This is a genomic window from Psychrobacter fozii (genome assembly GCF_003217155.1).
In the GTDB taxonomy this organism is placed as follows: domain Bacteria; phylum Pseudomonadota; class Gammaproteobacteria; order Pseudomonadales; family Moraxellaceae; genus Psychrobacter; species Psychrobacter fozii.
In genome coordinates this window covers 125,425-148,717 of the sequence record NZ_QJSU01000008.1, presented here as the reverse complement: position 1 = coordinate 148,717, position 23,293 = coordinate 125,425, and the positions used below count along the sequence as shown (strand labels likewise).

16 protein-coding genes are annotated in these 23,293 nt (G+C 41.9%); 15 read left to right on the top strand and 1 reads right to left on the bottom strand.

From position 1 onward, the window contains the following. Window positions 1-51 precede the first annotated feature (51 nt). The 4 genes from trpD to DFP82_RS11240 all read left to right on the top strand — a co-directional run bounded on the left by trpD (window position 52) and on the right by DFP82_RS11240 (window position 3,850). A complete protein-coding gene (gene trpD / locus DFP82_RS11255) occupies window positions 52-1,173 on the top strand; it encodes an anthranilate phosphoribosyltransferase (RefSeq protein WP_110923823.1) in 1,122 nt (373 codons plus the stop codon). A 178-nt stretch (window positions 1,174-1,351) separates the two neighbouring features. Continuing rightward, on the top strand, window positions 1,352-2,221 hold the full coding sequence (gene trpC / locus DFP82_RS11250; RefSeq protein WP_110923822.1) for an indole-3-glycerol phosphate synthase TrpC: 870 nt from the start codon (window positions 1,352-1,354) through the stop codon (window positions 2,219-2,221). Window positions 2,222-2,336: 115 nt separating this feature from the next. Next, a complete protein-coding gene (locus tag DFP82_RS11245) occupies window positions 2,337-3,068 on the top strand; it encodes a Smr/MutS family protein (RefSeq protein ID WP_110923821.1) in 732 nt (243 codons plus the stop codon). Between the two features lie 149 nt (window positions 3,069-3,217). Beyond that, entirely contained in the window at window positions 3,218-3,850 is a 633-nt protein-coding gene (locus DFP82_RS11240) for a DNA-3-methyladenine glycosylase family protein (protein ID WP_110923820.1), read from the top strand. A gap of 100 nt (window positions 3,851-3,950) precedes the next feature. Here DFP82_RS11240 and DFP82_RS11235 read toward each other — a convergent pair whose 3' ends face one another. Then, on the bottom strand, window positions 3,951-5,894 hold the full coding sequence (locus tag DFP82_RS11235) for a mechanosensitive ion channel family protein (protein WP_110923863.1): 1,944 nt from the start codon (window positions 5,892-5,894) through the stop codon (window positions 3,951-3,953). A gap of 460 nt (window positions 5,895-6,354) precedes the next feature. Here DFP82_RS11235 and DFP82_RS11230 point away from each other — a divergent pair, with 460 nt between their 5' ends. The 11 genes from DFP82_RS11230 (at window position 6,355) to DFP82_RS11180 (ending at window position 23,117) form a co-directional block, all read left to right on the top strand. Continuing rightward, window positions 6,355-8,262: a TonB-dependent receptor plug domain-containing protein gene (locus DFP82_RS11230; protein WP_110923819.1), complete on the top strand. Its 1,908-nt coding sequence runs from the start codon at window positions 6,355-6,357 to the stop codon at window positions 8,260-8,262. A gap of 270 nt (window positions 8,263-8,532) precedes the next feature. Continuing rightward, window positions 8,533-9,957: an adenosylhomocysteinase gene (gene ahcY, locus DFP82_RS11225; RefSeq protein ID WP_110923818.1), complete on the top strand. Its 1,425-nt coding sequence runs from the start codon at window positions 8,533-8,535 to the stop codon at window positions 9,955-9,957. A 13-nt stretch (window positions 9,958-9,970) separates the two neighbouring features. Beyond that, window positions 9,971-10,819: a methylenetetrahydrofolate reductase [NAD(P)H] gene (metF, locus tag DFP82_RS11220; RefSeq protein ID WP_110923817.1), complete on the top strand. Its 849-nt coding sequence runs from the start codon at window positions 9,971-9,973 to the stop codon at window positions 10,817-10,819. 235 nt (window positions 10,820-11,054) lie between these two features. Beyond that, a complete protein-coding gene (locus DFP82_RS11215; protein ID WP_110923816.1) occupies window positions 11,055-11,921 on the top strand; it encodes a 16S rRNA (uracil(1498)-N(3))-methyltransferase in 867 nt (288 codons plus the stop codon). A 62-nt stretch (window positions 11,922-11,983) separates the two neighbouring features. Continuing rightward, a complete protein-coding gene (locus DFP82_RS11210; protein WP_181416304.1) occupies window positions 11,984-13,687 on the top strand; it encodes a putative bifunctional diguanylate cyclase/phosphodiesterase in 1,704 nt (567 codons plus the stop codon). A gap of 388 nt (window positions 13,688-14,075) precedes the next feature. Continuing rightward, window positions 14,076-15,869: an acyl-CoA dehydrogenase C-terminal domain-containing protein gene (locus DFP82_RS11205; protein ID WP_110923814.1), complete on the top strand. Its 1,794-nt coding sequence runs from the start codon at window positions 14,076-14,078 to the stop codon at window positions 15,867-15,869. A 305-nt stretch (window positions 15,870-16,174) separates the two neighbouring features. Then, window positions 16,175-17,959, top strand: a complete 1,785-nt coding sequence (locus DFP82_RS11200) for an acyl-CoA dehydrogenase C-terminal domain-containing protein (RefSeq protein WP_110923813.1) — start codon at window positions 16,175-16,177, stop codon at window positions 17,957-17,959. Between the two features lie 247 nt (window positions 17,960-18,206). Continuing rightward, window positions 18,207-20,660, top strand: a complete 2,454-nt coding sequence (locus DFP82_RS11195; protein WP_110923812.1) for a site-specific recombinase — start codon at window positions 18,207-18,209, stop codon at window positions 20,658-20,660. A gap of 248 nt (window positions 20,661-20,908) precedes the next feature. Further along, window positions 20,909-21,982: a glycosyltransferase family 4 protein gene (locus DFP82_RS11190; RefSeq protein WP_245905711.1), complete on the top strand. Its 1,074-nt coding sequence runs from the start codon at window positions 20,909-20,911 to the stop codon at window positions 21,980-21,982. Window positions 21,983-22,306: 324 nt separating this feature from the next. Continuing rightward, a complete protein-coding gene (locus DFP82_RS11185) occupies window positions 22,307-22,660 on the top strand; it encodes a PH domain-containing protein (protein WP_245905710.1) in 354 nt (117 codons plus the stop codon). Window positions 22,661-22,736: 76 nt separating this feature from the next. Then, a complete protein-coding gene (locus DFP82_RS11180; protein WP_110923810.1) occupies window positions 22,737-23,117 on the top strand; it encodes a hypothetical protein in 381 nt (126 codons plus the stop codon). Window positions 23,118-23,293: the final 176 nt, after the last annotated feature.

Here is a 23,293-nt window from a genome sequence, read left to right as displayed (position 1 = left end):
GAAACCAACTTAATCTAAAACAAACTTATAAAAATAGTAAGCGAGAATATAATGAGTACAACAAAAATAGAGGGTAATCACACTCCAGATAGTATTGCTCAATTGTCTGATGCAGATATTCATAAGTTACTGACGGCATCGTTAGAAAGAATTTTTCAGCACATTGATTTAACCTTTGATGAGATGTATCAAGTAATGCTGATCATCATGCAAGGCAGATGTAGCGACGCCATGATGGGCGCTATTTTGACTGGCTTGCGTATGAAAGGTGAATCAATCGATGAGATTACTGCATCGGCCAGTGCCATGCGTGCCTTGGCTTCTAATATCGAACCAAAGAACTGTGATCACTTAGTAGACATCGTTGGTACTGGTGGCGATGGCGCTAATTTATTCAACGTGTCTACCGCCTCTGCTCTTGTGGCAGCAGCGGCTGGCGCGCAAGTTGCCAAACACGGCAACCGCGGCGTGTCTAGCAAATCGGGTAGCTCAGACTTACTCGAACAAGCGGGTATTAGCCTTGCGCTCACACCTGAACAAGCACAAAACTGTATCGAAAACCAAGGTATCGGCTTTCTGTTCGCACCCAATCATCACAGTGCCATGCGCTATGCCATACCCGTCCGCCGCGAGCTCAAAGCGCGTACTATTTTCAATATCTTAGGGCCATTAACCAATCCTGCTAGCACGCCCAATCTGGTCATTGGCGTTTTCACTGCCCAACTGTGTGAGCCTATCGCCAACGTCATGAAAAACTTGGGCGCTCGTCATGTGATGGTTGTGGGCGCAAAAGACGGCTTGGATGAAATTAGCCTTGCTACTTCAACTACTGTCGCTGAATTAAAAGATGGCGAGATATCTGTTTACGAGATGATGCCAGAAGATGCAGGCATTGAATCGCAGACCCTGATCGGTCTCGATGTCAACTCTCCAGCGCAAAGTCTGGAGCTGATTCGCGCTGCCCTATCTGGAGCCGACACTCATGACCGCTCTGTACTTAAGGCGCGTGATATGATTGCACTAAATGCAGGTGCGGCAATATATACGGCAGGACTTGCCAGCAACTACGCTAATGGTGTGAGCCAAGCGCAAAAAGCCATCCAAAATGGTGATGCGTTGCTCAAGCTTGAGTCTCTGGCCAACTACACACAGCAATTAGTGGCTCAGGGTTAACTTACAAGCATTCATATGGTGCAAAATTTGCCACCACTGTCTATAGACAAAGAAGTCTAAAACGGATACAAGGCAGCCGACTGCAGATTGTACAAGTCGTACATCTAGGAAGAGTAACGCCGTAGCCGTTTAGTAATTCTTTGACTATATTTACATTTAATATTATTCGGATACCCGTATGACCACAACTCACTCAGACATACCCTCAGTATTGCAGCGCATTGTCGCAACCAAAATAGAAGAAGTAAAAGCCGCGCGTGAAAACCTTTCTCTTGAGGATTTACAATCGCAAGTCGCAGCTGATAATAAACCACGCCGAGGCTTTGCTGCCGCTTTACGAGCGGCCAGTACGAACAAAAACAGTGTCGGTATCATTGCTGAAATCAAAAAAGCATCACCATCTAAAGGCATCATCAATCATAACTTTGCACCGGCATTATTTGCCCAGCAATATGAGCAAGCTGGTGCCAGCTGCTTATCAGTATTGACTGATCGTGATTATTTTCAAGGCGATGACAGCTATCTTCTTCAAGCGGCTAATGCTGCAAGCCTACCAATATTGCGCAAAGACTTTATGGTGGATGTATACCAAATCTATCAATCTTATCTGATGGGTGCAGACTGTATATTACTTATCATGGCTTGCCTTGATGACACGCAAGTACACGAGCTGCATGCACTGAGTATCGAGTTAGGTATGGATGTATTGATAGAGATACATACCAAATCTGAGCTTGATCGTGCACTAACATTGCCACGCTCAGCACACAATATTTATGGCATTAACAATCGCGACTTAAATACTTTTGACGTCGATCTACAAACCACATTAGATCTAAAAAATATTTTGATCGAAGCATTAGTGGTAGACAATACAACCCTTAAACCGCTTGTCGTCACCGAGAGTGGCATTCATAGCAGTGATGATATTCGTTTGATGTTAAGCCATGATATTCAGCACTTTTTAATTGGTGAGCAGTTTATGAAAACCGATCATCCTGGACAAGCGTTACAATCCTTACTTGCGGGCGTCGCAGCAGACGAGTAAAGTAACTAAAATAGCTTAGGCTACGATACGACTCGTAAGCTTATATTAGTATAAAACCAGCGACGATATAGACTATTAAGTCATTCATTCATCAACCAACGATACATTAACTTTTATGTCAAATTCTCTATTTTCAAAAGAAATGCAAGACCAACTTAAAGAGCTAAAAGGCCAACTAAGCAAAGGGCGTGATACCACGTCACCTGAAGGTGAGGATCAAAAGCCAACAGAACCTGTTTCATTACCCACGCAAAAGCAAGTCAATAAGACTGTTAAGCAAATGAACAGCGAACATGTTGATGATGATAAAGTGCTGTTTATGCAAGCCATGCATGGTGTCAATCAGCTTGACAATAAAAACGTCCGCTCACCTGCCAATGCAGCAAAAGCGGGCAAACCTGATGCAACCACACTGTCTAAACGTGCAGCTGCTCAAGGTAGTGAAGCCAGTGACTTGGGTGCAGGCTTGTCGGATATGCAAGCACTGCTCAACCCTGTCGCTGCTGAAGCATTTTTATCGTACAAACAGCCAACCTTGCAAAACAAGATCTTTGATCAACTTAAGAAAGGCAAGCTACGTTGGTATGATGCTGTAGATATTCATGGTTGCACGATAGAAGAAGCTCGTGACGCTATGACGCAATTGCTGAGTCAAGCGAAGCAGAAAAATGAGACGATGGTAAAAATAGTCCATGGTAAAGGCTCTGAGGCCATTCTAAAGACGTGTGTGAACGGTTGGTTACGTCAATTACCAGAAGTCTTAGCTTTCTGCTCTGCCCCGCCTAAAGATGGCGGTAATGGTGCAGTATTGGTATTGCTCAAAAAGCCTAAAGCTGATGGCGAATAATTATTATTGTTAGCTCAGTATTAGAAATAAAAAGGACTGCAAATAGCAGTCCTTTTTTATATAAATAAATCGTCTATTTCTATAGTAGCAAGCTGTAAGCACACAGCCATATGACTTTCATGCACAATTTTTATTAGAGTGAATCTATCATGAGCATACAAACAATTGAAAATCTTGAAGCAATAAATGAGCATATCACTGCTTTGATTGCTATCGAACCACGATTTGAGCCTGTCCATAAGCAAGTTGGCACGCCAAGCCTTAGACACAATACAGGTGGATTTGAGCAGCTGATGAGAGCAATGGTTGGTCAGCAGTTATCTGTCGCTGCCGCAGCCAGCATTTGGCAACGGTTGGTTGATGCAGGCTTGACGACACCGAATGCAATCGTTGAGGCAACAGATGAGACTTTGCGAGCACAAGGACTGTCTAAACAAAAAACTCGTTATATCCGCTCATTGGTCGAGCACGATATAGACTTTAATGCATTAACAACCATGTTAGATGAAGATGTCATACTTACGCTAACTGCTGTCACTGGTATTGGTCGCTGGACGGCTGAGATGTACTTGTTGTTTTCTTTAAAACGCGCAGACGTATTCGCTGTCGATGACTTAGCCATCAAAGTGGCGGCCATGGAGTTGCTAGGTTTGGCAGAGCGACCGACGCCGAAACAATTAAAGAACCTGACCCAAGACTGGTCACCGCACCGTAGCGCTGCCAGCCTGTTACTATGGTCGTATTACGGTACATTACGCAATAAAACTGCAGTGCCTTTATAAAGACCTAGCATTAAAAAAAGTGAGTAATGCCATCGTCTAAATCTTATTGATAACAAACTCTGTATTTAACACCATTACAAAGGTCTCTTTAATCTTTACTCTAAAATTGGTTCCATATAGAAAAACTAGGTCTTTTTTTGACATGCTTAAACTTGCTTTTCTTTAATACATGGCTTTTATGTATGAGTCCTTTGAGCGTTTGGCCTTTCTTACTTTTCAATGTTGCCTTCTTTTTTTCATTGAGGGCTTCATCGCTATTAGTACTGTTATTGCCTTTATCTTTATTTAAATCCACAGCAGTATAGTCATCAGAACTGTCATTGCCAGCATTAGCATCCTTACTAATTGATACATCTTTTACCGATTCAATGCTGTTGTTTGCTTGATTATTGCTTTCTTGATTATAGTTTTGATCCTCATTATCAATGTGATCTTCTAGCTCAGCTTGATTGACGATAAGCTGCTGAGTCGGCAATGCATGTTCTACTTTATATTTTGCGACTTTCTTTAATACATCGATAAATAACGTATTTTGTTTGTCATAGAATTCAATGATTCCAGTAGCATTGACATAAGCCTGCAACTGAATGACATAGCAATCTTGACGCAGCTCTAAGATATTGACCTGATTCCACTCTGGGTTGGTTAAATCATGCTCTTTTATGAATTCATCCAAGTCGTTTACCATTTTGAAAATCACATCAAGATCAGCGGTACGCTTCAGATATAAATGATGGAAAAAACGAAACATATCACGAGAAGTAAAGTTTTCAATCTGCATCGATGAAAAATCACCGTTCGGTACCGTCACGATCGTACGCGTCAATGTCCGCACACGCGATGAGCGAATACCAATATCAATCACCGTACCTTCATAAGTGCCAAATTTACAATAGTCACCGATTCGCACTGGCGAATCTGCCACGACGACGACACTACCGACTAAGTTTTCGATGGTCTTTTGCGCACCCAATGCCAATGCCAAACCACCCACACCCAATGCAGCAATACCTGTGGTCAAATCAAAACCCAAATTACCAAAGATGACAATCACAGCAAATATCAGCAGCAGCGCTTTAACCACTTTGCGCATCAGCCCTAAGATTGAGACCCGCTCAGTATAGTTTTTCTTATAGCTCAAATTTACCGCACGAGTGAATATGGCATCGACGACTCGTAGTAGTAGCCATGTTATCGCTACCCACGAAGCTATTTCCGTGAAACGATTGACTGGCTCACGCAGGGTCACTGATACGCCAGCGTATACCATCACCTCAGACAGTATCAGTGCCATGATTACCACGGAAAGCGGTAGTATCACCTTATCCGGTAATGGCAATGTCACACCGCGTACATGCGGATAAGTGATTCTCAATAGATGATACAACAGCCAAACCATGATATAAGTCAATATAAAGCTACTGACGATCATGGCAAGCGCCGCGACCAAATCAGCCAACTGATAACCGAAAAGCTTTTTGCCGTCCAATGAATCAATGGTATAGCGAGATACCAAAGTGGGTTCAGTGTTCTCTATTACTTCCGGTATCGAGCTGAGCGTATCGCTTGAAAACTGCCAATACTTTTCATTTCTCTCAGACGTAACTTTTTCGAGTATCAGTGACACGCTTTTTTCACCAATATTAATCGCACCCACATTTTCTTGATTTGGTGGTAGCTGATCAGTGAGGTTACCCTCAGGCGTATTGCTCAGCTGCAAATCCGGCTGAAAACGGCCACCTGCATCTAGCGCTTGCTTAAATTGCCGTACGATGGTCGTTGGATTGTCAGACTTCGATAAATTTAGATAGTTACTCGCCAGCAGGTAGTCATTTTCACCCAGGGCGCTGATAAACCCTTGCACCGTATTCCTTGGTGTATCTCGCCCGAATGAGTCCGGGCGTGATGATTCTACTGACTCTTCACTACTGCTTTCACTCACACCAAGTGTACTAGCCTCAGCTGCAAAGGTATGAGTTGGCCATAACAAACTCAACAGCAACACAAGTAAAAACACCATCGCGAGTAATGGCATTTTAATCATGGAATATGGTGAAGATAACTCGGTGCTGGGAATCAGACGATACTTGATAGACAAAACAAACCTCTTAGCTTTATAGATAGTACAACGGACAACCGTGAATTCTTGACTATGATAGCAATTATTTATAACAGCAGTGCTTTTGATTACGCATTTTTGTAGCTCTCTCTGTCAGTGACAGCTTGCACTATTTCTTGCTACTTTTGTTCGGATTCTTTATAAAAAACCCTCTCTTTAAACGATAGAAATGATACCAAAATGAATTATTAGCAACTCATCATGAATCTTGTTCAGCTTACCCTGAGAAAATATTAAGTTAAAGTAGTTTATAAAGCTCGCCATATTGTAGATAATGTATGTAGTTTTGCTTATATACATCTTTTTGTAACCTTTGACAGGCTTAACGTCAGACTCGTTACCTTTTATTTCTGTACTTTTTAATATGATTACTTTGGAACTGACTATGTTTTTACCACGATCTTCTTCAACTGCCTATCTTCGCTTATGTATTTTAAGCGCGCTTGGTGTATTTTCTTTGAATGCAACAGCTGCCACCACTGATGGCACTATCGCTAGCAACAATGAACTACCAGAAGTTGAACTCGATGAAATTGTGGTGACAGCAACTCGTACGCCCACTAAAGTCAGCAATACCATTGCCCAAACTCGTGTGGTTGATCAAGAAGACTTAAAACGCTTTCAAGGTCAAAGTGTTCTTGAAGTACTTAAGCAGCAGCCTGGTATCAGTCAATATACTGATGGTGGCATGGGTACAACCTCAAACTTTTATATGCGCGGTTACGATAGCAAACAAATCTTAGTATTGATTGACGGCGTACGCTATAGCTCTGTTAGTAATGGTGGCGCGGCACTTAACTTATTGCCTGCCGACCAAATTGACCGTATCGAGATTTTATATGGTGCCTCGGGCTCTAGTATTTATGGTGCAGATGCGATGGGCGGTGTCATTCAGGTATTCACCAAAGGTAGCAATGTAGATCAAAGCAGTATGTCAGTTACCGCTGGTATCGGCTCAAATGATCAATACTTATACGGTGCTAGCGCACAGCTTGCCAATACTACTGGCACCACGCTAAGTTTGTCAGCTAGCCACAATGAGTCAGATGGCATCAATGCCACCTTACCTTCAAACGTTGGAACTTATAATAAAGATGAAGATAGCTTTGAAAGCAATAATTTTAGCATTGCTTTGAATCAACGCATTAACGATCAATGGCTAGCAGGCGCAAGTGCGTTATATAGTAAGTCAACAACCGACTTTGATGATGGTGATTATAAGAATGCGCATGCTGACCAAGAAAACGGTAGCGCTCAAGCTTATGTAGACTGGCGCTATATGCCAGGCTCTTCATTGAAACTACAGTATGGCCATTCGATTGATAAGAGTGACTCTTCTAGCCAATATGGCGGGGTATTTGATACCAAACAAGACCAAATAAGTTTACTAGGTCAACATCAGCTTTCTATCGGTCAAGGCTTTTATGGGATCGAATATCTAAACCAAAGCCTAGACAGCAGTGCCTATGAAATCGATGATCGTGATGTAACCAGTGCATTTTTTGGTTATGTATTTGATATCGACCAATTCGATGCTCAAGCAAACTTACGCTATGATGACAACTCACAATATGGTGACGAAACTACTTATAATCTAGGCGCCGCTTACCATATTAGCCCTGACTGGCGTATTGGTACCAGCTATGCAAAAGGATTTCGCGCACCTACTTTCAATGATATATATCCTGGATACGGCGGTAATCCTGATCTAAAACCTGAAACCAGCGACAACTATGAAGCCTTTGTTGAATACATCACGCCATTACAGTCTACACGCCTAACTGGCTATTATAATGATGTTGAAGATTTAATCAGTTATGTAGCAAGCCCTACACCTAACAACCCTTATGCAGGGGCTACTCAAAACGTCGATGAGGCCAAAATTAAAGGGCTTTCGTTAACGTCTGACTGGGTTATCGACAGCTACTTGCTTGGTGGTAGCTATGACTATCAAGATGCCAAAGATAATAGTGGTGGTAGTAATGATGGCAACTACCTACCCTACCGTCCTGAGCATAAAGGTTTGGTGTACGTCGGATACCGTCTGCCAAGTTTGGATATTCGTGCTGAATATCAATATGTGGGTGACTATTACAGCAGGCTGACCAATACTGATGCGCAATCTGTCAACCATTATGGATTGCTGAATATCAGTGGTAACTACAAACTGACTGACAACTTATCTATGACAGCACGTTTGAATAACATCACTAATGAAAGTTATATAACAGATATTGGCTATAACACTGACGGCACTAACTTCTTCACCTCTTTGACCTATAACTGGTACTAAGGTTATTTGTTCTGTTGTTACAAGAGACCATCGATTGATGGTCTTTTTTATGGGTGACATTTCACCTGTCATCTATTACAATGACACCCTCCGAGAGGTGTTGCGCCATGACCATGAATATTGCATTGAGAGACTAGAATCATGCAAATCATAGGTTGTGTTAGGCTCGGTTAACTGTCGAACGTCCTATTTTGGTCGCTCACAGCGCAAATAACGGCACCTGCGTTTTTATTCTTTTTATCATACCTTAACCACTGATAGGAGCATATTATGGACGCAGTGTCTAACACCCCATCTGCCCATACGATCGACCCCTCTTTCACTGACTATAAAGTCGCTGACATTAGCCTTGCTGATTACGGCCGCCGTGAAATCACCCTTGCCGAAGCTGAAATGCCTGCCCTAATGGGTTTGCGTCGTCGCTACGAAGCAGATCAGCCGCTTAAAGGCGCGAAAATCGCTGGCTGTATCCACATGACCATTCAAACTGCTGTACTGATCGAGACACTAGTCGCGTTAGGTGCTGAAGTACGTTGGACCTCATGTAACATCTTCTCAACTCAAGACCATGCTGCTGCTGCGATTGCTGCTGCTGGTATCTCTGTTTATGCTTGGAAAGGCGAAACAGAAGAAGAGTACGAGTGGTGCTTACGTCAGCAAGTACACGTAGGCGGCGAAGCATCAGGTCAGCTTTGGGATGCTAACTTAATCTTAGATGACGGCGGTGATTTAACTGCGTTGATTCATAATGACTATGCTGAGCTTCTTGATAGCATCCATGGTATCTCAGAAGAGACCACCACTGGTGTGCATCGCTTAGTCGACATGCTTAGCAAAGGCACACTTAAAGTACCAGCTATCAATGTTAACGATGCGGTTACTAAGTCTAAAAACGACAATAAATACGGCTGCCGTCATAGCTTAAATGATGCTATCAAACGTGCTACCGACATGTTCCTTGCTGGTCGCCGCGCTTTGGTTATCGGTTATGGCGATGTGGGCAAAGGCTCTACACAGAGCTTACGTCAAGAAGGCATGATCGTACGTGTATCAGAAGTTGATCCTATCTGTGCCATGCAGGCATGTATGGACGGCTTTGAAGTATTATCGCCTTACATCAATGGTGATAACACTGGCGGCGCAGAAAACATCAATACGCGTCTGCTTGAAGACACTGACATGATCGTTACCACCACTGGTAACTACCATGTATGTGACAGACATATGCTAGCAGCCCTTAAGCCTGGTGCTGTTGTATGTAACATCGGTCACTTTGACACCGAAATCGACACCCAATTCATGCGTGATAACTGGCGCTGGGTTGAGATCAAACCACAAGTACATCAAATCTTCCGTTCAGACGACGAAAATGATTATTTGATTTTGCTTGCTGAAGGTCGTCTAGTGAACCTAGGTAACGCGACTGGTCACCCATCACGCGTGATGGACGGCTCATTTGCTAACCAAGTATTGGCGCAAATGTACTTGTTTGAAGAAAAGTTTGCAGAATTGCCAACAGATAAGCGTACTGACAACTTATACGTAAAAGTGCTACCGAAAAAGCTAGACGAAGAAGTAGCAGCCGCTATGGTCGCAGGCTTTAACGGTACCTTAACCAAACTGACTGAAAAGCAAGCGGAGTACTTGGGTGTATCAGTCGAAGGCCCATTCAAGCCTGACGCTTATAAATACTAAAAGGAGCCAGACTGTGAGTAAGCCTGCGTTCTCTTTTGAGTTCTTCCCTGCAAAAACTGAGCAGGGACACGAAAAGCTACTGAGTACTTATGATGAGCTAAACAAGCTGTCACCGAGTTATTTTTCGGTGACTTATGGCGCTGGTGGTTCCACCCGCAGTCGCACCTTGGATATTGTGCAAGCATTATGCACACGTGGTGATACTGGTGTTGCTCCTCATATGTCCTGTATTGGCGATGATAAAAGCGAAATCGCTGAACTATTGACACATTACAAGAGTTTGGGCATCAATCGTATTGTCGCGCTTCGTGGTGACTTACCATCAGGTCAAGTTGGTATGGGTGAGCTGCCGTTTGCTTTAGACTTAGTCAAGTTTATCCGTGAACATTCAGGTGATCACTTTCGTATCGAAGTAGCCGCTTATCCAGAGATGCATCCACAAGCCCGTAGCTTCGATTCTGATATCGACAACCTGGTCAATAAGTTTCAAGCGGGTGCGGATGCAGCGATTACACAGTTCTTCTACAATGCTGATAGCTATCTGTACTTACGCGACACCTTAGAAAAGCGCGGTGTTGATACGGTTGCTAAGCCATTGGTCGCTGGCATCATGCCAATTACTAATTCTAGCAATTTGATGCGATTTGCTGATAGTTGTGGCGCTGACATTCCACGTTATGTACGTAAGCAATTGGCAGATTTTGGTGATGACCGCAAGGCCATCCGTGAATTTGGCTTTGATGTGGTGTATCGCTTATGTGAGCGTCTCATTAGCGAAGGTGTACCTGCCATGCATTTTTATAGCATGAACAAGGTTGAGCCAAACAAACGTTTGGTTGAAGAACTAGGGTTAACCACCTAAATTATTATTCAATTTACTGCATAATAACTGGCATTCTTCGGAGCGCCAGTTTTTTTTGGTAATAACTTTTTAAGATTATTAGAGACAATCAGAAATAATTAATATTTATTACAATAAAAATTATACTAATAAGCATTATGCTAAATGTACTAACAGCAATAACTTCACCTACTCTGACGATATTCTGCTAAAATATTTAAAAAACTCATGATTCAAATTATAGGATTAAGCAACTGTGCGACGTTTTTTTTATGCTACCAGCAATGACACCGATAATGCAGAAAATACAACTTACCCTCGACTTAGCACTTTACCTATAGGTGCCAATGTCGAACTTACAGAAAATATTATTCATCATTGGTGCCGTGTATTACGGGCAAATGTTGGTGATAAAGGTGTTTTATTCGATGGGTTTGGCGGTGAGTATCAAGTACAGTTACAGACCATTAGTAAAAAGCATGCCACTGTCACTCTATTGACTCATATAGAGGACGATCGTAGCGCATCAGTACTCACTAAAATTGGTCTGGTAATGAGTCGTGCTGAACGTATGGACTATGCGATTCAGAAGTCAACCGAGCTGGGTGTAACAGCTATTCAGTTACTAAGTAGCCATCATGGTGAGGTCAACCTAAAACCCGCACAAGTTGAGAAAAAACTGGCACATTGGCAGCAAGTAGCCATTGCAGCCTGCGAGCAATGCGGCCTCAATCGTCCACCGCTCATTCTCGCACCTATCTCTATCAATGACTGGTTACTTAAGGTAGTAGATAGCGAGCAAGAAATGGCGGTCAGCCCTATAGTAGCTGCACTCAGTCAAGACGCCTATTATCATCGGCTACAGCAGCCAGCTGATTTACGTATGCAGTTGAGCGTGCCAGCATTAGGACAGCCCGCGATGCCTGAATTGTTACCAGTCACCCTAAAACAGTCGACACCTTATATTGAACTATTAATTGGCCCTGAGGGCGGGCTCAGCGACGATGAATGTCAGCAAGCATCAGAGCTCGGCTTTCATCCTTGGCAAATTGGCCCGAGAGTATTACGTACCGAAACAGCCCCGGTAGTTGCATTGGCGACCTTACATGCTTTGAGTCATTAGTTATCAAAAGGCCATGTATGTAACCTTATTTATTCTTCAACTTTAATGTTATGGGTCCAATTATGACTAATGCCGCCGCTATTCCAATCGCAGACAAGCAACAGTTGCTGGCTCAGTTATGCGAACAACTTGATGACTCTATATTCATCTTAGATGCCAATTTGCGCTATTTATCGGTCAATGCCTGTTACGAGATGACTATTGGTTATACCGAGTCATTTTTACTTGGGCGACCGCTTGGTATCTACGCGGCAGAATTTTTATCAAAAGAAGAGCGAGATATTTTAGCGGATATCACTAGTCATTTAGATACTAATGGTTTTTATGAAAATGACTTTTCGATGGCCAATCGCTATGGAGAGATCGTTGATTGTCATATCACTTATCGCAAACTCTATGTCGAACAGACTGTTTACTATGTTGGTATGCTGCGTGATACCTCTTCTGCCATCAAAGACAAAAAACAATTGGTGCATTTGCTCAATTATGATCAAGTGACAGGCTTGCCAAACCGTAAAGTATTTTTGAGTCAAGTCAGTGACTTGCTATTAGACAGTTATCAAGAAGTTGTTATTGTACGTTTGAATATCGACCGTTATCGCAGCCTTGCAAGCTTACTAGGCCCTGATGGCATAAATGCTTTGATTAACAGTTTTGTCAAACGCGTCAAAAAACTCAAACTCGATAATTTGCATTGTTTTTCCCATTTTGGTGGTGATGATTTTGCCTTATTATTCGAATGCCCTAATGCTAATATCATTCGTCACCAGCTAGACAGTTTAATGCAAATGTGTGAACGGCCCTTTTCTCCAGATAAATCAGAAGCAAAGATATATTGTCACGTATCCATTGGTGTTAGTTACTTTCCTAAAGATGGTGAAGGATTAACAGGACTATTAACCAAGGCCGAAAAAGCGCTACATTATGTAAAGAATCAAGGTGGTGACGATATCTGCTGGTATGACACCGCTATTGATGAAGCCACCACTGATAGTTGGCAGTTAGAGGCTGAACTCAGAGTAGCCGCCTCTGAAGGCCAATTTATTCCTTACTATCAACCAAAATTTGAATTAGCGACGGGTGCCATCACTGGCTTTGAAGCCCTAGTCCGCTGGCAACATCCGACTCGTGGACTGTTGAGCCCAGTACACTTTATCGATGCCATTATCGCTCATAAGCTATCATTTGAGCTATTCTCACAAATAGCCATTCAAATTGCCAAGCAGCTGTCGATTTGGCAAAAGCAAGGCTTTCTTCAGCATATCTGTATCAATGCGGACGCCGCGGAATTTAGCCATCCTAATTTTTCTGAGATGGTGAGCAACCTCCTTACACAGCATGAGATTTCTACGCATCAATTGCATATTGAAGTGACAGAGTCTTCTCTCATTCAGCGCCATAGCAACGTTAAAAAGCAACTGGAGTTACTCAAAGAGTTGGGAATCTGTCTGGCCTTAGATGATTTTGGCACCGGTTATGCCTCGTTAAGTTACTTACAAGAATATCCGTTTGATTTTATTAAAATCGACAAAAGCTTTATCTCTAATATTGAAAATAATCCTACCCAACATGCGATTGTCAAGGCTATTTTAGATTTGGGCAACGCCCTTAATATGCAGGTCATCGCTGAAGGTATCGAAACCGAGGAGCAGCGTGACGTACTATTTGCCATGGGATGCAAGCAAGGTCAAGGCTATTGGCTGAGCAGACCCGTGCCAGCTGACTCTGCAACCAATATGTTAATTCAGCAGTACAGTGTGGTATAACCCAACCTGATTGAGCGTCACTTACTTAGTATCACTAATAATTTCATGTGGTTATTCGTCTTTATCTTGAACGCCTAGCTTCGATTACACAACGGATGCAAGGCAGGTTCATGACTTATCAGTCCTGTCACCAAACTTGTATAATCTTCTGTGAAAGCCTATCTTTTATAGTGAATTTGTTAGGTCTTATTCAGCCTCAAGCCGACTCTAACAATCACCACTCTTTTCAATACGATTTTATGTAATCGATAACTTAGTCAATCTGTATTACAGCCTAGCATTTATTTAGGATGTTCAGATTAAAGTGACCAGGACTTTTGCGCTATCTAATAGTGCAGCAACCTACTCTTGACGATTATTGATTATATTCCAAAAAGGACAGGAAGTTATGCAATATAAAGCGCCCTTACGTGATATTCAATTCGTAATGCATGAGTTACTTGATAGCGAAAGCCACTATAAAACTTTACCTGCGTTTCAGGAAGCTGACCGTGAATTGATGGATAGCCTGTTCGAAATGGCTGCAAGCTTCGCTGAAAATGAGCTATCACCATTGAATCAAAGCGGTGATGCTGAAGGCTGTCATTTTGATAATGGTGTTGTTACCACGCCAAAAGGTTTTAAAGAAGCGTACAAAGCGTTCTGTGAGCTTGGCTTCCCTGCTTTGTCTGCTGAAGAAGAGTTCGGTGGTCAAAACATGCCTTTTTCATTATCAACGGTTATCAATGAAATGGTTGGTACGGCCAACTGGTCATTCTCTATGTACCCTGGCCTATCACATGGTGCTATTCAAACCATCGAGCACCATGGTACCGATGCACAGAAACAAACCTATCTAGAAAAAATGATCAGTGGCGAATGGTCAGGTACGATGTGTCTGACTGAAGCGCATGCGGGTTCTGATTTAGGTATCATCCGTACTAAAGCTGAGCCTAAAGAAGATGGTAGCTATAGCATTACTGGTCAAAAAATCTTTATCTCTGCCGGCGAGCATGATTTAACTGACAACATTATTCACATTGTATTAGCGCGTCTACCAGGCGCACCTGCTGGCACAAAAGGTATCTCATTATTTATCGTCCCTAAAATGACGGTCAACGAAGATGGTAGCGTTGGTGAAAGCAACAATGTCGTTTGTGGTTCTATCGAGCATAAAATGGGCATTAAAGCCTCTGCCACTTGTGTCATCAACTTCGATGGTGCAACAGGTTACCTAATTGGCCCAGAAAACCGCGGCCTACAGTGCATGTTCACCTTTATGAACGTTGCCCGTATCGGTACTGCTGTTCAAGGTCTAACAGCTGCTGAGTATGCGTTCCAAGGTTCACTAACCTATGCAAAAGATCGTCTGGCCATGCGCTCGCTTTCAGGCACTAAAGCACCAGAAAAAGTAGCTGATCCGATCATTGTGCATCCAGCGGTTCGCAACATGCTATTGACTGAAAAAGCCTTTGCTGAAGGCGGTCGTGCATTGGTTTATTACCTCTCACATTTTGCGGATATCGTCGCAAAAGGCGAAGGTGAAGAGCTTAAATTTGCTGACCAAATGTTGTCACTATTGACACCAATTGCCAAAGCATTCTTGACCGAAACTGGTTTAGAAGCAGCCAATCATGGTATACAGATTTATGGTGGTCACGGTTTTGTGAGCGAATGGGGTATGGAGCAAAACGTCCGTGATACTCGTATCGCTTGTCTATACGAAGGGACGACTGAGATCCAAGCACTTGATTTATTAGGTCGTAAAGTATTGGGCTCTCAAGGCAAACTGCTTGGCAACTTTGTCAATATCATTCAACAGTTCTGTGAAGATAACAAAGAAAATGACGAGATGGGTCAATTTGTTCGTCCACTTGTCAAGCACCTTAAAGAATGGGGCGATCTAACGGCACGTATCGGCATGCAAGCGACTGAAAATCCTGAAGCAGTAGGCGGTGCAGCGGTTGATTACATGTACTTCAGTGGCTATGTCACACTAGCTTACTTATGGGCTCGTATGGCACTAGTTGCACAAACTGCTATTGCAGACGGTACTAGCGAAGCCGCATTCTATGATGCCAAAGTAAAAACCGCACAATTCTACTTTGCTAAATTATTGCCACGTACCACCACTCACGTACAGCGTATCAGCACTGGTGTTGAGCCATACATGAGCATGGACGTCGATCAATTTGCTTTTTAATTGAAGACTTTATAAATTAGCTAAGATACATGATCGGCAACATACCACGGTATGTTGCCGATTTATTTTGTGCCCCTGTTAGTCGCTTTGGTATCCTATATCAACGACGGTCTTAGCCCTTGAGAGGTAGTTCAGCATCACAATAGTCGCTACTAACTTTTGGTGCACGCACGATTCACGAAGAAATACACCCGCGCGCAAGCTTATTTGTTAAACTTTAATTATTAATCGCTCAGGTTACATTAGAAAAACAACCTATAATTTTAATACTCTTAACTCTACTCATTTGAACCAAAGGAATGTTTATGGCTGTCTATAATGCCCCTCTTAACGACATGCGCTTTATCTTAAATGATGTGTTTAATGCGCCTAAATTTTGGCAAAATAACGAAAACTTAGCTCATGTTGACATAGAAACTGTCGATATGATTTTGGAAGAAATGGCAAAATTGTCAAAAAACATTCTGTTGCCTATCAACCGCAGTGGTGATGAAGAAGGCGCAACATTTCATGGTGATGGCGTCGTCACTACCCCAACTGGATTCAAAGAAGCTTATAAGCAATTTGCTGAATCAGGCTGGGTTGGTCTAAGCGGTAACGCTGAGTACGGCGGTCAAGGCTTTCCGAAAATGGTCACTATGTTGACTGAAGAAATGGTTTTCACTGCAAACCAATCGTTTGCACTGTATCCAAATCTGACAGTCGGTGCGACGCTTTGCTTGAACGCTGCTGGCTCTGAAGAGCAAAAACAGACTTACCTCGAAAAAATGTATAACGGTGAATGGTCAGGTACTATGTGCTTGACTGAGCCACATGCTGGTACGGATTTAGGTATTATCAAGACCAAAGCAGTACCTAATGATGATGGTAGCTTTGATATCTCTGGTACCAAAATCTTTATTACTGGTGGTGAGCATGATCTGACTGACAATATCATTCATTTGGTATTGGCAAAAACACCTAATGCGCCAGAAGGTTCAAAAGGTATTTCATTGTTTGTGGTACCAAAATTCTTGGTCAACGAAGATGGCAGCTTAGGCGAGCGCAACACATTGGCAGTGGGTTCTATCGAACATAAAATGGGCATCAAAGCGTCAGCTACTTGTGTGATGAACTTTGACAATGCTAAAGGTTGGATGGTTGGCGCAGAAAATACGGGCCTATCTTCAATGTTCATTATGATGAACTATGAGCGTGTCACGATGGGTCTACAAGGCCTTGGTGGTTCTGAGCTTGCCTATCAAAATGCTGCTTTATACGCCAATGATCGTGGTCAAGGTCGTAGCGATACGCAACTACAAAGCCCAGAAAAACCTGCTGATGCTATCATTCATCATGCCGACGTACGCCGTATGCTACTGAACGCTAAAGCGAATACCGAAGCTTCTCGTTGTTTTGCCATGTACGTTGCTAAAAACCTCGATGAAGAGAAATTTAGTACAGATCCTGAGTTGGCAAAAGCGGCGGCGGCCCGTGTTGCCCTACTCACGCCAGTAGCCAAAGCATTTTTGACCGATAAAGCGTTAGAAGCTACTGTTGATTGCCAGCAAGTATTTGGTGGTCATGGCTATATCCGCGAATGGGGTATGGAGCAAATTGTACGTGATACTCGTATTGCACAGATTTATGAAGGCACCAACGGTATTCAAGCGCTTGATTTATTAGGCCGTAAAGTCGCTCGTAATAACGGCAAATATGTCACAAATTTCTTGGGTGAAATCCGTGACTTTATCGGTAACATGCAAGCAGATCATGGCATTAAACAAGCTACGCTAGATGCTGCAGATACGATCGAAGCATTGACTCAGACTGTACTTGGTAATATTGGCGAGCGTAAAAATGAAGTCAATGGCTGTGCCGTTGATTATATGCATGCCTTTGGCTACCTAGCATATTCGTACATGTTTGCATTGATGGTCGAAGCAGCCAATGGCAAAGAAGGTGATTTTTATACCAATAAAGCCAAGCTTGCTGATTACTTTGTCGGTCGTATATTGCCACGTATCGAGTCACATGCACAGATGGTACAAGCTGGTAGTGATCCGATGATGAACTTTGATCTTGATTACTTTAATGTACCTGCTAGCTAAGTAATTATCATATAAAACACTCTTAAAAAAGGACAGCCACATTGAGCTGTCCTTTTTTGTGCCAAAATGATTCTCATCATAATTGCTAACAAAATAAGTGACTATCAATGAATGGTTCAGATTAAAATGACGTACAATAAAGCGTTATTTTAACCAAATAAAGAGGTTTTCATATTTTTAGAAAAACGCTTACTGTGACCCATTACATAATAAAAACTACCAAAATAATCATAACAAAGGGTATGACGTGTCAGAAATGAAACACATTTTACAGCAGATTACTGCCTTAAGTGATGTACCCGATAACGCGGTACTAAAGCGTTTAATAGACGAGCTACGGGTAAATGATAAAGAGCCCGCCCTCGCCAACGCAAATATTCAATCACTTATTGATATCCTTCGTCAGCATCCAGAATATGCTGATGGACTCTCTAGCTTCGTCCTAAAGATAATCATTCAATACCGTCAAATCGCTTTGTATACTGATACTGGCATCATGTCAGACCAAGGATTCTTTAACAGCTTACGCCGTTTGGTTGGCCATCGTTTTTTGCCTATACTACCGCAAGAAGACTCTGTCGTTGAGTTGGTTGGCTACTTGTTCGATAAAAAGTCTGATGAACGCTGGCTTGCCAATATCGAAAAAGACAAATGGGATACATTAATAGAGCTGCTTAAAGTAGAAGAGAAGCATTTAGACTTAGTCGCCACCGTAAAAAACAGTATTTTGAATGCGATTATTATCTTGTCTTATCGCATCAGTGGTATCGGCTTGCATCCTGATTTGATGGACTCTTACCCGCAGATGTTGAATTACTCAGCGTCTTTCGTGGCTCAAAACCAAGAAGCGGTCCTGTTTGTCAATGAATACAGAAAAGCGCATGAGCTTGACACGTTAACGGACATTACCCCTGAACAAGCGGTTGATCCAGCGCCTTTACTCGTGATGATTGAGCAGTGTGAGGATATCGTTGCTACTGTACGCAAACGTATTTACAAAACTGGTATCTCTATTCGTCTGACGAATATGATGCTGCGTTTAGATCAAAGCTTACAACGTATGCGCATCTTAACGGAACTGGTCACTGATGACGATCACAAGCGCGATCGTGCAGTGATTGATCTGATTCAAACGCTGATTACGACTGCCAATCGTCGCTACAGCATTGGCTATTTAATCGATAACAATACCAAGCTACTCTCTCGTAAAGTGACAGAAAATGCGAGTCGTGTCGGTGAGCATTACATCAGCACCGACAAGTCTGGCTACCGAAAGATGTTCAAAAAAGCCTCTATTGGTGGCTTTATCATTGCGTTTATGGCCACGATTAAAATACTGGCTTATCAATTGGCACTGGCTCCGATAGGTCGAGCGTTCGTTAACAGTATGATTTATGGTTTAGGCTTTGTCTTTATCCATGTCATCCGTGGTACCGTTGCTACTAAGCAGCCAGCCATGACGGCAGCCGCTATTGCCTCTACTATATCTGAAAGCTCTGGTAAAAAATCCCATCAGCTGACCAAATTATCAGAGTTGGTCGTCGATATTTTGCGTACTCAGTTCGTTGCCATCATGGGTAATGTGATGCTGGCGATACCCGTTGCCCTCATTATCTCTTTTGCGTGGCTGCAATATACGGGTACACCGATGATAGACTCCGAAAAAGCGGGTCACCTACTCCATGATCTAGATCCCTTTCACTCTCTGGCACTGCCCCATGCTGCGATTGCTGGTGTGTACTTATTTTTATCGGGTCTGATTGCTGGTTATTATGACAATTTAGCGGTGTACAATAATATAGGTGCCCGTATCCAACGCCATAAATTACTCATGTACATACTACCGAAATCATGGCTTCAGCGCCTTGGTGGCTTTATAGAAGCCAATTTGGGTGCCATCATGGGTAACTTTTTATTCGGTGTGTTCTTAGGTAGTACTGCGACGATTGGCTTTATACTTGGCTTGCCAATTGATATTCGCCATATTGCATTTGCCTCGGCGAACTTGGCACATGGTTTATTTAACATATCTGCCGATGAGATAAGCTGGAGCGTTATTTTAGTCTCAATGCTTGGCGTGGCACTTATTGGTATCGTCAACTTATTGGTCAGTTTTTCACTGGCACTGTTTGTCGCATTACGCTCTAAAGAAGTTCGTTTCTTTGAATGGAGTCGCCTAACCAAATTGGTGTTCGGTCATATCATTAGCCATCCTTCTGACTTTTTCTGGCCACGTGATAAGCCAATGAAATACGCACGTATCGATAGCCAAGGGCATATGATATTTGACGATACCTCAGCGCAAAAAAATGGTAAACATTTACCAAGCAATTATGTCGTACGACGCTTGTCTGATGTCAGAATTTTACCCGAGTCTAAACAAGGTAATGCTCAATATCCTCAAACAAACACTGATATATATTATGACAATCAACCTGAGGGCGATCATACGCAAGCTCATGCCCCTTCTCACCAAACTGTAGACCTTGACGATGGCTTAATGGATGAAGAGCTCAATAGCATGCCCTACACCAATGATATTCAGTATAATCAAACGGACAAAACGCCGAACAATCATGATTACGATGCTAACAGCGATATCAGCAAAGAACCACATCATGTAGATCCTGATAGCAAAGCAGCAGGCGATGCAAAGACACCTCTGCCAAAACCAAAAAAGCCACCAAAACTGCCTAATTAATAGGATGGTTTAGGTGGTTTTATACTTGGTTAACTACTGATCTTATGGCTAATGAGATGGCTAACCATGTTTTTTGATACGTCATTGCTCTCACCACCTAAATCTTATCAAGTCACCAGAGTTAGCCACTTCGTATGAAATGATGGCATATCTCTGTCGGCTTTGACAACAGGAGTCAGCCGAACCTGAACCATCAGTAGCCCTAATATGTACATGTTCAACAGACCCTAACAAGCAAGGCAATCGATTTGAAAATTTTAATGGTGTTGTTTTACGGCCTTAACAAGGGAGCTGGTGTTGAACGCGTAGGTTCTATGATTGCTAACGGTCTATCTGAGGTGGGCCATGAAATAATATTAGCTAGTCTTGGACCTTGTGATACACCTTTCTTTCCTCTAAATGAAGATATTAAAATAATTTCACTATCGGGTTCTTCTCGCGTTAAGTTAGGTCATACGCCTAATGCTATTTATAAAATAAGAAAGCTGTTAAAAACAGAGCGTGCTGACATAATAATGGCAGTAGACACAAAATCTATTCCATATACTTTACCCGCGACTTTAGGCTTGAAAGTAAAGCATATAGGCTGGGAGCATTTCAACTTTGATCCTAATGAAGGTATCAGTAGAAGCTCTATCGTCAGACATTTAGCGGCACGATATTGTGACTCAGTGGTTACTTTAACCGAAAGAGATAAGCAATATTGGTTAAAAAATACTCGTCATAAATCACAAATAATTGCTATCGCCAATCCTTGTCCGTTTCCTATTCAAGAATATATTGAGGAAAATAAAAAAATAGTATTGGCGGTTGGTCGTCTACATAGAGAAAAAGGGTTCGACTTATTACTTGAAGCTTGGCTTCAGGTAACTGCAATGATGCCAGAGTGGAGATTAAAAATAGTTGGTGAGGGTGAAGAAAGAGCAAAGCTAACTGAGCTTATTGAAGCAAACCAAATAACTGAGAGTGTGGAACTGGTCGGTGCGACTGATAATGTGGGTCACTATTATAGAGAGGCAGAGCTATTTTGCTTGAGCTCTCGCGCAGAAGGGTTTGGTATGGTTTTAACTGAGGCTTTAGCTTTTGGTCTCCCTATTGTTAGTTTTGATTGTGGGCCTGGCCCCGGAGAAGTTTTAAACGGCACAGGCTCTATTTTGGTCCCTAAAAATGATGTTGGCGAACTTGCTTCAGCGTTGATTGGTTTGATGAAGAATGATGAGCAGAGAAAAACTATCAGCTTAAGAGGTAAAGAGAAAGTCGAAATTTATCAACCCGCTAATATAATAAGTGAGTGGTTAGATCTACTTAAAAGCTTTGAATAACTCAAAATACTATCTTAATTATCTCTATGACTGGTTTATACCTATGGCGAACCAATCTCAGATGCCTTTACTGGTTCTGTCCGCTAATGAGGATTTGGATTTTTGGCTGTAAGCTACTGGTATTAGCGTTCTAACTCACTGAAACAGTCCAAGTGCACTTCACGGTGTACATGAAATGAGCTTTTCGAATATAAATATTAACTAATGACTTTCTGCTAACAAATTATGATAAGTACTGTATTCACATCAAAGATCGATTTCTGGTTAGCATTTTTAATGTTGGGTTTTAGCTTACTACTCGTTTTGGTGCCTGTATGGGAATGGATGTACAACAATAGTTCTATTAAAAGAATAATATTTATCAGTCTTTTTACCATACCAACTGCGTTACTGTTATTGGTACTGTTTTTTAATATAAAGTACACTTTGACAGCTGACACATTGTTAGTGAAAAATGGTTTTTCTACTCAGAGCATCTCATTAGAAGATATTACAAATATCACTCCTACCAGCAGTACTTTATCTGCTCCAACACTGTCTTTAGATAGGATTGAGATAAGATATGAAGGTGGTAGCATAGTGATATCACCAAAAGACAAAGATAGGTTCTATCATGCAATACAAGAACGTGTACCCGCATTAAAAACTGATGATAATAATGGGCTGATAAAGAGTTAGCCGATAGTTCGATGCGCTATACAGGCATCGAACTACTAGTTCTAAATATGAACTTAATGACTAAAAAATTGAAAGCATGGCTCAATTCAACACATGGGTAGAATTTAAAATCATGATTAGAGCACTGAGTAAGAATGATAGTGACTTCATATACATATATAGTGTTTATGAAAGTAAAAATTATAGTGAGAATAAAGTTGAAACTTATTATTTAGCAAGCTGTAGTAATTACCAAGGCTTAATGGCGTATAGGGAAAGTGAGGTCTATAACATAGAGATTTTAGCAGACAATTACGTAAGCTTAGCAACGGTTGATTTATCAGCAGGTCTAAATAATAGGATGCATCCTATACTTTATGATTTTCTAAAAAATGATTGGGATGCTTATGAAGGTATCGTCGAAGGACAGCTTGAACCTTGGCTTGAATTTCAAAAAGAATTGGGTCATAGACCCTGATTAAGTTAGTTTGCAATAAATAAGACTAAATACTATTTATTTTAAATATAAATTAGCACGTAGGTTAGGCTGAGCTTTCGATACTCAAAAATCAAATGGATCCAACTAAAAAGCTACGATGCTCAATCTATCGTAGCTTTTTTTGTTTATCATGGGTAATAATGGCAATATCAAAA